The sequence below is a fragment of the Sorangium sp. So ce367 genome (assembly GCF_051520455.1).
In the GTDB taxonomy this organism is placed as follows: domain Bacteria; phylum Myxococcota_A; class Polyangia; order Polyangiales; family Polyangiaceae; genus Sorangium; species Sorangium cellulosum_B.
The window spans coordinates 6,216,007-6,229,188 of the sequence record NZ_CP150334.1; the positions used below are offsets into that span (position 1 = coordinate 6,216,007).

Here is a 13,182-nt window from a genome sequence, read left to right on the forward strand (position 1 = left end):
CGCGGCTTCCTCTGGCGACGGGCGGCAGGCGTCCCCCCCGCCTTCCAGCGGCGGGCGGCATGCGCCGCCCCCTCCTGCCTCCAGCGGGGGCCGGCGCGGGTCGCCCCCGCGGCGGCCATCGCTCCGGATGGAGGCCCGGCGGGTCACGAGCTTCGATGGAACCGACATCACTTACCGCGTGACGCCGCCCCCGTTCGAGGGGGCGAAGACGGTTGTCCTGGTCAACGGGCTGGGCGGGCCGTACCTCGCCTGGCGGGCGCAGGTCGAGTACCTCTCCGACCAGTACCGGTTCATCACGTGGGATTACCGCGGGATGTACGCGTCGAAGCGCCCGTCACCGGACGTTCCGGGCGCCTATGCGGTCGCGAACCATGTCCGCGACCTGGAGGCGATCCTCGCCGTCGAAGGGATCCGGCACGGCGCGCTGATGGGATGGAGCATGGGCGTCCAGGTGGCGCTGGAGGCGTTCCGCAGGCTCCCGGGGTTCGCCGCGAACCTGGTCCTGCTGAACGGCACCTACCGCCGGCCGCTGGCGACGATGGGGCCGCTGCCGGGGCTCGGGCGGCTGTTTCCGCCGTTCGTGGCGTTCGCGGCGCGCGCTCACACGCTGGCGGCCCGGATGACGGGCAGCACCATCGGCCCGCCGGACGCGGTGCTCTGGCTGAAGCGAATGGGGCTGCTCGGCAAGACGCTCGACAGCGAGGCGTTCGCCGAGCTCGTGCAGCCGTTCGGCCAGCTCGACATGCACGCGCTCTTCAGCAACCTTTGCGCGCTGAACGCCCACGACGCCGAGCACGTGCTCGAGCAGATCGACGTCCCGACGCTGCTCATCACCGGCGACCGCGATGCGTTCACCCCGCGGGCGCTGGCGCAGTCGATGGCGCGCCGCATCCCGATGGCGGAGATCCTCGTGGTCCGCGGCGGGACCCACACCACCGCGGTCGAGTTCCCCGAGCTCGTGTCGCTCCGGATCGAGCGCTTCTTCGCCGACCACGGGTTCTAGCGCGGCCCGCCTGGCCCGGGGCCAGGCGGGCACCCACCGCTCACTTCCTCAGGAGGTCCGCGAACGGGTTGTTGCGGAAGCCGCCCGACGAGCTCCCCTGCCCCTTCCCTTGCTGCCCCTGGGCCGGCCGGCGGCCGTCGCCGCGATCGTTGCGGTCGCGCGCGGCGTGCGCGCCGGCGGACGGGCCGCCCGCCTGGGGACGCGCGCCGGCGGGAGCGCCGCCCTTCTTCGCGGTGAGCGAGATGCGCTTGCGCACGAGGTCGACCTCGAGGACACGCACCTTGATCTTCTCGCCCACCTTCGCGACCTCGTTCGGGTCCTTCACGAACCTGTCCGCCAGCTGCGAGACGTGCACGAGGCCGTCCTGGTGGACGCCGATGTCGACGAAGGCGCCGAACGCCGTGACGTTGGTCACCACGCCCTCGAGCTCCATGCCCTCCTTGAGATCCTCCATGGTCCGCACGTCGTCGCGGAACTTCGGCGGCTCGAACGTGGCGCGCGGGTCGCGGCCCGGCTTCTTCAGCTCGCTCAGGATGTCGTTCAGCGTGAACGAGCCGACGTCGCCGGCCTCGTACTTCTTCGCATTGATCCGCGCGATCGCCGCCGTGTCGCCGATGAGCGACCCGACCGGCACGCCGAGATCCGCCGCGATGCGCTCGACGAGGCCGTAGCGCTCCGGGTGCACGGCGCTCGCGTCGAGCGGGTGCTCCCCGCCCCGGACCCGCACGAAGCCCGCCGCCTGCTCGAACGTCCGCGGGCCGACGCCGGGCACGTCGAGCAGCGCCTTGCGGCTCTTGAACGCGCCGTTCAGGTCGCGGTGGGCGACGATCTTCTTCGCGAGGCTCGGGCCGATGCCGGCGACGCGGGCGAGCAGCGGGGCGCTCGCGGTGTTGAGCTCGACGCCGACCAGGTTGACGCAGCTCTCGATCACCTCGTCGAGCTTCCTCGCGAGCAGGCCCTGGTAGACGTCGTGCTGGTACTGGCCGACGCCGATGCTCTTCGGGTCGACCTTCACGAGCTCCGCGAGCGGGTCCTGCAGCCTGCGGGCGATGCTGATCGCGCCGCGCACCGTGAGGTCGAGGTCCGGGAACTCCTCGCGCGCGACCTCGCTCGCCGAGTACACGCTCGCGCCCGCCTCGCTCACCGGAACGCAGAACAGCTCCTTCAGGCCCTCCGACGCGAGCACGTCCTTCACGAACGCCTCGGTCTCGCGGCCGTGCGTGCCGTTGCCCACGGCGACGGCGCGGAGCGGGTACTTGCGGCAGATGCGGCGCAGGTCCTGGCGCGCGCGCTCGAGCGAGTCGCTGCTCCCGACCAGGTAGATCGTCGTGTGCTCGAGGAGCTTGCCCGTCTCGTCGACGACGGCGCACTTGCAGCCGGTGCGCTGGCCCGGGTCGATGCCGAGCACCGCCTGCGTGCCGAAGGGCGCCGCGAGGAGGAGCTCGCGGAGGTTCTGGGCGAAGACCTCGACCGCGGCGCGATCGGCCTGCATCTTGAGGTCGACGCGCACGTCGCTCTGGACCGCGGGGAGCAGGAGCCGCTTCACGGCGTCGTCCGCGGCCTTCGTGAGCTCGCCGGCCCACGGCGATTTCGGCTTCAGCCCCACCGCGGCGTGGATCGGCGGGACGAGCGGCTCGGGCGCGAGCTCGATCGAGGCGCGGAGCACGCCCTCGGCCTCGCCGCGGCGGATCGCGAGGTAGCGGTGCGACGGGATGTTCGCGACGGGCTCCTCGAAGCTCCCGTACATGTCGAACTTCGTCTGCTTGGCCGCGTGCTCCTCGTTCTTCTGGACCTTGATGACGCCTTCCTTGGCGTAGGCCTCGCGGACGAGCTTGCGCACGTCGGCGTGCTCGGCGATGCGCTCGGCGCAGATGTCGCGCGCGCCGGCGAGGGCGGCCGCCGCGTCGGGGACCTCCTTCTCGGCGCTGACGAACGCGCGGGCCTCCTCCTCGGGGCTGCCGTCGCCCGGCTGCGACCACATGCGATCCGCGAGCGGCTCGAGGCCCCGCTCCTTCGCGATGATGGCGCGCGTGCGGCGCTTCGGCTTGAAGGGGAGGTAGAGGTCCTCGAGCTCGGCCTTGGTGCTGCAGGCGCGGATCTTCGAGGCGAGCGCGTCGGTGAGCTTGCCCTGCTTCTGGATCTCCGTGAGCACCGTGGCGCGGCGCTCCTCGAGCTCGATGAGGTAGGCGCGGCGCTCCTCGATGGCGCGGATCTGCACCTCGTCGAGCCCGCCGGTCGCTTCCTTGCGGTAACGGGCGATGAACGGCACCGTCGCCCCCTCGGCGAGCAGCTTGGCCACCGCCGAGACCCCCTGGCGCGGGAGGCTCAGCTCCTCGGCCAGGAGCGGGACCGGATCGAACGAGCTGTCCGCGCGGCTCGGGACAGCGACAGGGCTCTGCGTCTCAGTCATGGGCGCGGCATACGCGCAGGGTGCACGCGCGTCCAGGCTTGACTTGCTGTCTGCCTCAGCCCGCCGCCGCGATGACCTCGCCGTCGCGCAGCACGGCCCGCGCGCGCGGCGCGCCCCAGGGCTGCACGATCGCGTTCTCGTGGGGCAGGTCCCACACGGCGAGATCGGCGCGCAGCCCCGGACGGACGGCGCCGCACACGCCGCCGAGGCCGAGCGCGGCCGCCGCCTCGCGCGTCGCGCCCAGGATGGCCTCGGCGACCGTGAGCCCGTAGAGCCGCACCGCGAGCGCGAGCGCGAGCGGAAGGCTCTCGGTCGGCGCCGTTCCGGGGTTCGCGTCGCTGCCCACGATCAGCGGGACGCCTGCGGCCCGGAGCGCGGCGACGGGCGGCGGCTCCTGCCGCAGCGTGAAGCTCGCCACGGGCAGCAGCGCGGCGGCCACGCCCGCCTGGGCGAGCGCCGCGATGCCCCCCGGCGCGACGTGCTCGAGGTGGTCGGCCGACGCGGCGCCGAGCGCGGCCGCGAGCTCGGCGCCGCCAACGTCCGCGAACTGCCCGACGTGCACGCGCACGCCGAGCCCCAGCGCGCGCGCCCGCTCGAGCACCGGCCGCGCCTCGTCCACCGAGAACGCGCTCCGGTCGATGTACGCGTCGACGTAGCGCGCGAGGCCGGCCGCGGCGATCGCGGGCAGCCAGGAGCGCGCGACGGTCCCTGCGTAGGCCGCGCGGTCGCCCCCGGCCTCCGGGGGCAACGCGTGCAGCGCGAGGTACGTCGGAACGACGCGGGGCAGGCGCGCGTCCCTCCCCGCCTCGGCGACCGCCTCGAGCTGCTTGCGCTCCGTCGCCTCGTCGAGGCCGTAGCCGCTCTTGGCCTCGACGGCGGTCACGCCGAGCGCGGCCATCCGGCGGAGGCGGGCGCGGAGCGTGTCCGCGAGGTCGCCGGCGGTCGCGGCGCGCGTCGCGCGCATGCTCGCGACGATGCCGCCGCCGGCCGCGGCGATCGCCTCGTAGTCGCCGCCGGCCATGCGGATCGCGTACTCGGCGTCCCGCGAGCCGATCCAGGGCGCGTGCGTGTGGCAGTCGACGAGCCCCGGCGTGACGACCCCCGCGGCCTCGAGCGCGATCGGCACGCCGGCCTCGGGCCGCAGGACCTCGCGCCGCGGGCCGACCGCGTCGATCGCGCCGCCTCGCACAACGATCGCGGCGTCCTCGATGACGCCGAGGGGATCGCCGGCCGAGGCGCGCGACGCGTCGCAGGTGACCAGCCGGCGCGCGGTGATAGCGAACGGGCGCTCAGGGTGCTGCGCGGCCTCCGCTCGCGCGGCCCCCGGCGGCGCCGTCACGTCGCCGCCCCCGCGGCGCGCGCCCGCTCGATGTCCTCGATCACCGCCCGGGACGCGGGCCCGCCGACGATCTCGGCGAACGCCGCGGGCGAGGAGACCGGCCGCGGCGGGCACCGGCGGCGCAGGCCCAGGCACCGCGCGGCCGCCTCGACGCAGCGCTCGCGGAAGCGGGGCTCGCGCTCGGCCTTGCGCACGAGCGCCTCGTGCACGCGGTCCTGCAGGTCCTCGCTGTGGCAGACGAGCAGCGCGTCGCAGCCCGCCCAGACGGCCGCGGCGGCGGCCTCCTCGACGGCGTGGTGCGCCGCGATCGCGGCCATCTCGAGATCGTCCGAGAAGAGCACGCCCTCGAAGCCGATCTCGCCGCGCAGGAGGTCGGTGCAGATGGCGCGCGACAGCGTCGCCGGGACGCCGGGATCCAGCGCCTCGACGACGATGTGCGCCGTCATGAGCGACGCGACCCCGGCCCGGCAGGCGGCGCGGAACGGCGGCAGCTCGATCTCGTCGAGGCGGCCGCGCGCGTGCGAGAGGGTCGGGAGCGCGAGGTGGCTGTCGAGCGCCGTGTCGCCGTGCCCCGGGAAGTGCTTGCCGCAGGCGAGCACGCCCTCCTCCTGGAGCCCCTCCAGGAACGCGACTGCGCCCCGCGCGACCGCGCCGGGGTCGCGGCCGAACGCGCGATCGCCGATGATCGGGTTCGCCGGGTTCGAGTCGACGTCGAGCACCGGGGCGAAGTTCAGGTTGATGCCGACGGCCCGGAGCTCGGACGCGACGGCGCGCGCCGCGCGGCGCAACAGCGGGAGGTCTGCGAGCTCGCCGAGCGAGCGCATCGACGGCAGCGTCAGGAACGGCGCGGGCAAGCGGGTGACGCGGCCCCCCTCCTGATCGATGCCGATGAAGGGAGGCCGATCGGGGCCGCCCGCCGCGGCGAGCGCCTGGCAGAGCCGCGCCGTGGCGGCCACATCAGGGACGTTGCGCCGGAACAGGATCGCGCCGCCCCGCCGCCCCTCGGCGAGGGCCTTCAGGTACCGGGCCGGCGGCTCCGCGCCGTCGAAGCCGCCCACGATGAGCTGACCACACAGGACCTCGAGCTCCAGATCGAGCCGCATCGTCCACCACCTCTCGCGCGGCGCAGGCGGGTGGCCGGCCGCGGAATCCGTTCGTAGACGACTCGTAAACGACTTGGGCCGACGAGGCCACTTCCGAGGGATGCCGGTGCGCCGGAGGGGAGGCCGCGGCGCCGGAGGGACGCGACGCGCCGCGGCCGGCTCCCTCAGAACCGGATCGCGATCTTCCCGAAGTGTGCGCCGCTCGCCATGGACTCGATCGCCTGGCGCACCTCGGCGAAGGGGACCACGCGGTCGACGACAGGCCGGAGCCCGCTCGCCGCGATCGCGCGGTTCATGTCCTCGAACATCGCCCGCGACCCGACGAAGATGCCCTGCGCGGTGATCTGCTTCATCAGGATGGGGAACAGGCCGACATCCCCCAGCGCGCCGCCTGTGAGCACGCCGATGAGGCTCACGCGGCCGCCGAACCGGACCGCGCGGAGCGAACGGGCGAGCGTGCCCGCGCCGCCCACCTCGATCACGTGATCCACCCCCGCGCCGCGGGTGAACGAGCGCGCGGGCGCGTCCCAGTCGGGGTTCGCGCGGTAGTTGATGGTCTCCGACGCCCCGAGCGACCTCGCGCGCTCGAGCTTCTCGTCGCTGCTCGAGGTGACGATGACGCGGGCGCCCGCGAGCCGGGCGAACTGCAGCGCGAAGATCGAGACGCCGCCCGTGCCCTGCACGAGGACCGTGTCGCCCGCCTTGAGGTGGCTCGCCACGAAGAGCGCGTTCCAGGCGGTCACGGCGGCGCACGGCAGCGACGCGGCCTCTTCGTCCGTGAGGTGCTGCGGGACCGCGACGACCCCCTCCTCATCGAGCAGCACCCGCTCCGCGGCCACGCCCGGCAGCTCCCCGCCGAGCGCCCCCCGCGCCTTGTCCGCGGAGAGCTCCCCGTCGATCCATCGCTGGTGGAAGATCGGGCTCACGCGATCGCCGACCTTCACCCGCGTCACCCCGTCCCCCACGGCAACGACCTCCCCTACCCCGTCGGAGAGCGGGATGAGAGGCAGCGAGAACTTCGGGTTGTAGAGCCCCTTCGCCACGAGCAGGTCGCGGAAGTTGAGCGACGCCGCCTTCATCTGGAGGACGATCTGCCCAGGCCCCGGCTCAGGATCCGGAAGATCGATCGGGCGGAGCGCGTCGAGACCGAACGAACCCTGGATGGCGAACGCTTTCATGCAGATCCTCCTTCAGCGGAGACCCGCTATCCCACGCGGGGTGGAGGCCGGTCAACGCGCTGGCCGCCGCGCGTCGCGCAGCGCCTGGGCAGCGAGCCACAGGCCGGCCGCCGTCACGAGCGCCGCCCCGAGCAGCTGGTCCGCCGACGGGCTCTCGCCGAGCCAGGCGGCAGCGAGCACGTGCGACAGGACGACCCCGACGTAACCGATCGCGCCGATGCGCGCCGCGCTGTCGAGCGCGTAGGCGCGCGTCATCGCGAGCTGCGCGAGGCCGCCGGCGAGCCCCGTCCCGATCAGGAGGAGAGCGCCGAAGGCGTCGGGCGTCCGCCAGACCGGGATGGAGAGCGCGACCATCGCGGCGCTCGCCACGAGCGAGAAGTGCAGCGCGACCGCCTCGGGGCTCGCGCGCTCGCCGCCTGCGCCGATCCTGCGCAGCCAGATCATCGCGAACGCCGAGAAGACGGCGCCGAGCGTGGCGATGAGCGCGATCTCGCCCGCGATCGCGAGCCTCGGCGCGGCGACCAGCCCGACGCCCGCGAAGGCGAGCAGGGTCGCGAGCCAGAGGCGCGGGCTCGTGCGCTCGCCGAGCAGCCGCGGCGCGAGGAGCGCGACGAAGATCGGGCTCGTCGCGCCGAGCGTGACCGCGTCGCCGAGCGCGATCTGCGGCGTGCCGAGCGTGTAGAAGCCGCAGAGCATCGCCCCGGTGCCACAGAGCGAGCGCGCCCACGCGAGCCGCCGGTCGCCCCGACCCACGGAGAGCGGCGCACGGCGGACGAGCGCGACGCCGAGCGCGGTGGCCGCGCCCACCAGCGTGCGCGACGCCGCCACCTCGGGCCACGGGGCGTGCTCCGAAGAGAGCCGCGCGAGGACGTTCATCACGGCGAAGAGCGATTGGGCCAGGAGCATCCACAGGACACCCGCTGTCGGGTGCGCCGCGCGCCCCTCGCGCTCCGCGGCGAGGACGATCGCGGAGGCCCCGGGCGGGTGCGCGGCGACCGCGCCCTGCGACGATGACGACGTGCTCACGTAGCGCATCGATTACCACCTCGACCTCGCCGCCGTACACGCCGCCGTGCGCCCGGAGGCGTCGGCGCTCCCGGGTGCGCGCGCGACATCGAAGCGCTACGGTCGCAACGATGCGCGCGATCATCGGAGCCACGAGGAGAAGCAGGACAGGAGCGATGGATGGTCAGCGGGAGCGCCGGTCCGGGGCGCTCTGGCTCGGGCTCGTCGCCGCGGGCGCCCACGCGCTCGGGTGCGGCGCGAGCGCCGCGAACGAGCCGGCGGAGGGGCCGTCCGGGGGCACGGCCAGAGAGGGAGCGGCGGAGGAGAGCGCGCGCCCCTCGGAGGGCAAGGCCGCCGGCGTGGAGGCCGGCGGCGAGGCCCAGGGCACCCAGGCCCCGCCCGCGCCGGGCCAGCAGATGACCCGCGCTGAGGCAGCGCGGTACGTGCTCGGCCTCGTGAACCGCGATCGCGCGGCGCACAAGCTGCCTCCCGTCCGGTGGGACGAGACCGCGGCGCGCGCAGGGCGGCGGCACGCCGAGGACATGGTCCGGATCGGCTTCACCGGCCACTGGGGCAGCGACGGCTCGGTCCCGGAGGAGCGCTACACGGCCGCGGGCGGCGACGGGTTCCCGATGGAGAACGCCGGCTGCTTCGCCGACGCGACCCCCCGCGAGCTCGATCCGGCTCCACGCTTCTCCGCGGAGAGCCTCGAGCGCGTGCACCAGGCCTTCATGAACGAGAAGCCCCCGGCCGACGGGCACCGGCGCAACGTGCTCACAGCGTCGCACACGTCGCTCGGGGTCGGGCTGGCCAAGGCGAAGGGGTTCGATATCGCCTGCATGGCGCAGGAGTTCGTCGACGACTACGGGACGTACCAGCCGCTGCCCAGGCGGGCGAAGATCGGCGAGCGGATCCGGGTGAGCGGCGAGCTCGCCGCGCCGGCGAAGATCGCGGGCGTCGGGATCTCGCGGGTCGAGCCGGGGAAGCCGATCAAGCCGGAGAAGCTGCTCAAGATGGGCGGATACCCGATCCCGCCCCCCTACGCGACGTTCTTCCCGAAGGGCTTCAAGACGCCTATTCCTCTCCAGGTGACCGGCAATCGATTCGACATCCAGGTCCCGCTGGACGACCGCGGGCGGCCCGGGCTCTACGGCGTCAGCGTCTGGGCGACGTTCCCCCCCTCGGACGAGCTGAAGATGGTCTCGCTCCGCACGATCGACGTCGTCGGCAAGGGAGGCGCGCGATGAGCCAGAGCCGCCCCCCCACGGCGTCCGAGGACCTCGACGCGGTCAAGGTGCTCGATCACCTGGTCCGCCGCGCGGTCTCGATGGGCGCGAGCGACATCCACGTCGAGCCGAAGCGCGACGGCATCCGCGTGCGCTACCGCGTCGACGGCGTGATGGTGGCGCAAGGGCAGATCCCGATCGAGATCGCGCCGTCGCTCACCTCGCGCGTGAAGGTGCTCGCGCGGATGGACATGACCGAGCGGCGCCTGCCGCAGGACGGCCAGTTCAGCCTGGAGCTCCACGGCCACCCGCTCATCCACCTGCGCGCCTCGACGTTCCCCGCGATCCACGGCGAGACGCTCGTGCTGCGCGTGCTGCTGAGCCACCAGCTGATCCCGCTCGACAAGCTCGGGCTCGCCGAGGGGGACCTGCCGCGGCTCGAGCGGCTCGCCGACCGGCCCTCGGGGCTGATCGTCGTGTGCGGGCCGACCGGATCCGGCAAGACCTCGACGCTCTACTCGCTGATCAAGGTCATGAAGACGAGCGAGCTGAGCATCGTCACGCTGGAAGATCCGATCGAGGTCGAGTTCGCCGACATCACGCAGGGGCAGACCAACCCGAGGCAGGGCTTCACGTTCGCGACGGGCCTGCGCGCGATCCTGCGGCAGGACCCGGACGTGATCATGGTGGGCGAGATGCGCGATCCCGAGACGGCGCAGATCGCGCTGCAGGCGAGCCTCACGGGGCACCTCGTGCTGTCGACGCTGCACACCTCCGACGCGGTGGACACGGTCGCGCGCCTCGTGGACCTCGGCGCGGAGTCGTGGATCGTCGCGAACGCCCTGCTCGCCGTGGTCGCGCAGCGGCTCGTCCGCAAGCTCTGCGAGGAGTGCGCGGAGACGTACGAGCTCGAGACCGCCGTGACGGGCGAGGAGGACAAGGTCCTCATCGAGAAGGGCGCCGAGCTGAAGCGCAGCGTCGGGTGCCAGACATGCCACTTGACGGGCTACCGGGGTCGCATGGGCCTGTTCGAGATGCTGGAGCTCGACGACGACCTGCGGGATCTCGTGAAGGCCCGGGCGGGAAAGCGCGCGTACCGGGACGCCGCACGCAAGGTAGGGCTCGTACCGCTCCGCGAGGCCGGGCTCGCCAAGGTGAAGGAGGGGCTCACCTCCCTGGACGAGGTGCTCCGCGTGACGTGACGCTCCCCGCTCTGGAGGAGGTCTTGCCGAGCGTCTCTGCCAGACGCGCCGCGGTTCGCCCTGCGATCCGCGGCGCGCCGCCGGTCAGGTCGCCGGCGAGGAGCCGTCGTCGACCGCGTTGGCGGCGATGACGCCCTTGTACCAGAGCGCGCTGTCCTTCGGGATGCGCCGCTGCGTCTCGTAGTCCACCCAGACGATGCCGAACCGCTGCGAATAGCCGCGATCCCACTCGTAGTTGTCCATCAGCGACCACACGAAGTACCCCGCGAGCGGCGCCCCCGCGTCCATCGCGCGCCGCGCGGCGACGAAGTGATCGCGCAGGAACTCGAGCCGCCGCGTGTCCGGGATGCGGCCGTCCTTGTCGGGCTCGGTCGAGTAGGCCGCGCCGTTCTCCGTCACGTAGAGCTTCGGCACGCCGTACTCCACGTGCAGCCGGAGGAGCAGCCGCCGCAGCCCTTCCGGGTAGACCTCCCAGTTCATCTCCGTCTGCTCGGAGAGGGGGGCGACGTGCACCGTCCTCGGCAGGTTCTGCTCCTCGGGCACCTTGCTGCTCCGCAGGACCGCCCGCGAGTAGTAGTTGAGGCCGAGGAAGTCGCACTGCGTGGCGATGATCTCGAGATCGCCCGGCTTGCACACGGTCAGCCCCTCCGGCGGGAGGTAGCCCAGCGCGATGTAGTCCTCGATCATGTCCGCCGGATAACGCCGGCCGTACAGCGGATCGAGGAACCAGCGGTTGAAATACCCGTCGTAGTGGCGGCACGCGTCGTAGTCGGCGGCGCTGGGGGACGCGGGCATCGCGTAGTTCATGTTCAGCGTGATGCCCACCTCGGCGCCGGGGCAGTTCTGGCGCACCACGGGCACCGCGAGGCCGTGCGAGAGCAAGAGGTGGTGGCTCACTGCCAGCGCCTTCTTGAAATCGCGCCCGCCCGGCGCGTGGATTCCCTTCTCGTAGCTGAGGAACGCCGTGCACCACGGCTCGTTGTGCGTGATCCACTTCTTCACGCGATCGCCGAGCTTCCGCGAGATGGCGTCGGTGAACTCCACGAACGCGTCCGCCGTCGAGCGGTGCTGCCAGCCCCCGACCTGGTCCTGGAGCACCTGCGGCAGGTCCCAGTGGAAGAGGGTCGCGTACGGCTCGATCCCGGCCGCGAGGAGGCCGTCCACGAGCCGGCTGTAGAAGTCGAGCCCCTTCTGGTTCACCGCGCCCCGGCCGTTCGGGAGGATGCGCGGCCACGCGATCGAGAACCTGTAGGCCATCATGCCCAGGCTCTTCATCAGCGCGATGTCCTCGGGCCACCGGTGGTAGTGGTCACACGCGACGTCGCCGTTGGTCCCGTCGACGATCTGACCGGGCGTCTTCGCGAAGCGATCCCAGATGGACTCGCTGCGGCCGTCCTCGTTCGTAGCCCCCTCGATCTGATAGGAGGACGTCGCGGTCCCCCAGACGAAATTGTCGGGAAATCTCAGAGACGGCATGTCGACTTGTGGTTCTCCTCAGAGCGGTTTTCAGCTGAGCCTGGTACGAACGTCACAGAGCGGAGGTCACCTGCACAGGAGACGGGTCCAGATCGGCGTTTTCGGCGCGGAAGCGCACTCCGGAGCGCTGAGCACCGAAAACGTCGAGATGGGCCCGTATCCGAAGCGGGTGACCTCCGCTCTAGAGAGGTCCGGCCTCGACGGAGGCGGGCACCTTGCGATCGTAGAGCGCGGAGGGCGCGATGACGGAGCCGGGCGCGTAGAGGTGGCAGCGGACCCAGTGCCCCGACCCGACGTCGACAGGCCCCGGCGTCTGCTCCCGGCACGTGTTCATCACGCTCGGGCAGCGGTCCGCGAAGGGGCAGCCCGGCGGCGGGTCGATGAGCTTCGGCGCCCCGGAGCGGGCGGGGAGATCGCCGCGGATCGAGCCGTTCGGATCCGGGACCGCCGAGAGCAGGAGCTTCGTGTACGGGTGCGCCGGCTGCTGCATCAGCTCCTCGCTCGGCGCGCCCTCCACGATGTGGCCTGCGTACATCACCATCGTGCGATCCGCGACGTAGCGCGCGCTCGCGATGTCGTGCGTGATGTAGAGGTAGGAGATGCCGCGCTCCTCCTTGAGCTTCTCCATCAGGTTCAGGACGCCCATGCGGATCGAGACGTCGAGCATCGAGATCGGCTCGTCCGCGAGGATCACGCTGGGATCGACCGCGAGGGCGCGGGCGATCGCCACGCGCTGCCGCTGACCGCCCGACAGCTGGTACGGGTACTTGAGCGCGACCTCCGCGGGCGGGTTCAGATCGACCGTCTTGAGGAGCGCGTGCACCTTCTCCCGGAGGATCGCCGCGGTGGGCGCCTTGTTGTGGAGCAGGAGCGGCCGCTCGAGGTGGTAGCCGATGGTGTGCACCGGGTTGAGCGAGCCGAACGGATCCTGGAAGATCATCTGCACCTGCCCGCGGTAAGCGAGCGAGGCGCGGGTCGGCTCCTCCTTCAGCACGTCGCGACCCTTGAACACGATCTGCCCGCTGCTCGGCGGCATCAGCCGCGCGAGGAGCCGTGCGATCGTGCTCTTGCCGCTGCCCGACTCGCCGACCAGCGCGATGACCTCACGCTCTGCCAGCGAGAACGATGCGTCGTGCAGCGCCCGGAGCTGCTGCGATCGCAGCCCGCCGCCGACGGGGAAGTACTTCCCCAGGCGCACCACGTCGAGGACAGGCGAGACAGAAGGTTGCGTCATCGTCAT

10 protein-coding genes are annotated in these 13,182 nt (G+C 72.6%); 3 read left to right on the forward strand and 7 right to left on the reverse strand.

From position 1 onward, the window contains the following. Positions 1-127: 127 nt before the first annotated feature. Positions 128-1,003 (forward strand): alpha/beta fold hydrolase, encoded by an 876-nt coding sequence (locus WME97_RS23585; RefSeq protein ID WP_437554993.1) that lies wholly within the window; start codon positions 128-130, stop codon positions 1,001-1,003. A gap of 40 nt (positions 1,004-1,043) precedes the next feature. Here the strand turns inward: WME97_RS23585 and WME97_RS23590 are convergent, their stop codons facing one another. The 5 genes from WME97_RS23590 to WME97_RS23610 all read right to left on the reverse strand — a co-directional run bounded on the left by WME97_RS23590 (position 1,044) and on the right by WME97_RS23610 (position 8,068). After that, the gene (locus WME97_RS23590; RefSeq protein WP_437554994.1) at positions 1,044-3,413 is read right to left on the reverse strand and encodes a Tex family protein; all 2,370 of its coding nucleotides are present in this window, start codon (positions 3,411-3,413) and stop codon (positions 1,044-1,046) included. 55 nt (positions 3,414-3,468) lie between these two features. Next, positions 3,469-4,752, reverse strand: coding sequence for an imidazolonepropionase (gene hutI / locus WME97_RS23595; protein WP_437554995.1), 1,284 nt, complete (start codon positions 4,750-4,752; stop codon positions 3,469-3,471). Further along, complete coding sequence (gene nagZ, locus WME97_RS23600; RefSeq protein WP_437554996.1) at positions 4,749-5,855, reverse strand: beta-N-acetylhexosaminidase; 1,107 nt, start codon at positions 5,853-5,855, stop codon at positions 4,749-4,751. Before nagZ ends, hutI begins: the two co-directional genes overlap by 4 nt. A gap of 164 nt (positions 5,856-6,019) precedes the next feature. Further along, a complete protein-coding gene (locus WME97_RS23605) occupies positions 6,020-7,033 on the reverse strand; it encodes a zinc-dependent alcohol dehydrogenase family protein (RefSeq protein WP_437554997.1) in 1,014 nt (337 codons plus the stop codon). Positions 7,034-7,084: 51 nt separating this feature from the next. Next, positions 7,085-8,068 (reverse strand): DMT family transporter, encoded by a 984-nt coding sequence (locus tag WME97_RS23610; protein WP_437554998.1) that lies wholly within the window; start codon positions 8,066-8,068, stop codon positions 7,085-7,087. 146 nt (positions 8,069-8,214) lie between these two features. Between WME97_RS23610 and WME97_RS23615 the strand changes: the two genes are divergently transcribed. Together WME97_RS23615 and WME97_RS23620 are read left to right on the forward strand one after the other, a co-directional pair. Then, positions 8,215-9,285, forward strand: coding sequence for a CAP domain-containing protein (locus WME97_RS23615; protein WP_437554999.1), 1,071 nt, complete (start codon positions 8,215-8,217; stop codon positions 9,283-9,285). Then, positions 9,282-10,466 carry a GspE/PulE family protein gene (locus WME97_RS23620; RefSeq protein WP_437555000.1) on the forward strand — a complete coding sequence of 395 codons (1,185 nt, stop codon included), beginning with the start codon at positions 9,282-9,284 and terminating at the stop codon, positions 10,464-10,466. The genes WME97_RS23615 and WME97_RS23620 overlap by 4 nt, the downstream gene beginning before the upstream one ends. Positions 10,467-10,550: 84 nt before the next feature. Here the strand turns inward: WME97_RS23620 and WME97_RS23625 are convergent, their stop codons facing one another. Continuing rightward, positions 10,551-11,942: a GH1 family beta-glucosidase gene (locus WME97_RS23625; RefSeq protein WP_437555001.1), complete on the reverse strand. Its 1,392-nt coding sequence runs from the start codon at positions 11,940-11,942 to the stop codon at positions 10,551-10,553. Positions 11,943-12,123: 181 nt separating this feature from the next. Further along, positions 12,124-13,182 carry an ABC transporter ATP-binding protein gene (locus tag WME97_RS23630; protein WP_437555002.1) on the reverse strand — a complete coding sequence of 353 codons (1,059 nt, stop codon included), beginning with the start codon at positions 13,180-13,182 and terminating at the stop codon, positions 12,124-12,126.

What these genes read in the sequence shown, in the direction of transcription:
- WME97_RS23585 (WP_437554993.1), top strand. Translation starts at nt 128, where the DNA reads ATGGAGGCCCGGCGGGTCACGAGCTTCGATGGAACCGACATCACTTAC.
- WME97_RS23590 (WP_437554994.1), bottom strand. Translation starts at nt 3,413, where the DNA reads ATGACTGAGACGCAGAGCCCTGTCGCTGTCCCGAGCCGCGCGGACAGC.
- nagZ (WP_437554996.1), bottom strand. Translation starts at nt 5,855, where the DNA reads ATGCGGCTCGATCTGGAGCTCGAGGTCCTGTGTGGTCAGCTCATCGTG.
- WME97_RS23605 (WP_437554997.1), bottom strand. Translation starts at nt 7,033, where the DNA reads ATGAAAGCGTTCGCCATCCAGGGTTCGTTCGGTCTCGACGCGCTCCGC.
- WME97_RS23610 (WP_437554998.1), bottom strand. Translation starts at nt 8,068, where the DNA reads ATGCGCTACGTGAGCACGTCGTCATCGTCGCAGGGCGCGGTCGCCGCG.
- WME97_RS23615 (WP_437554999.1), top strand. Translation starts at nt 8,215, where the DNA reads ATGGATGGTCAGCGGGAGCGCCGGTCCGGGGCGCTCTGGCTCGGGCTC.
- WME97_RS23620 (WP_437555000.1), top strand. Translation starts at nt 9,282, where the DNA reads ATGAGCCAGAGCCGCCCCCCCACGGCGTCCGAGGACCTCGACGCGGTC.
- WME97_RS23625 (WP_437555001.1), bottom strand. Translation starts at nt 11,942, where the DNA reads ATGCCGTCTCTGAGATTTCCCGACAATTTCGTCTGGGGGACCGCGACG.
- WME97_RS23630 (WP_437555002.1), bottom strand. Translation starts at nt 13,182, where the DNA reads ATGACGATGACGCAACCTTCTGTCTCGCCTGTCCTCGACGTGGTGCGC.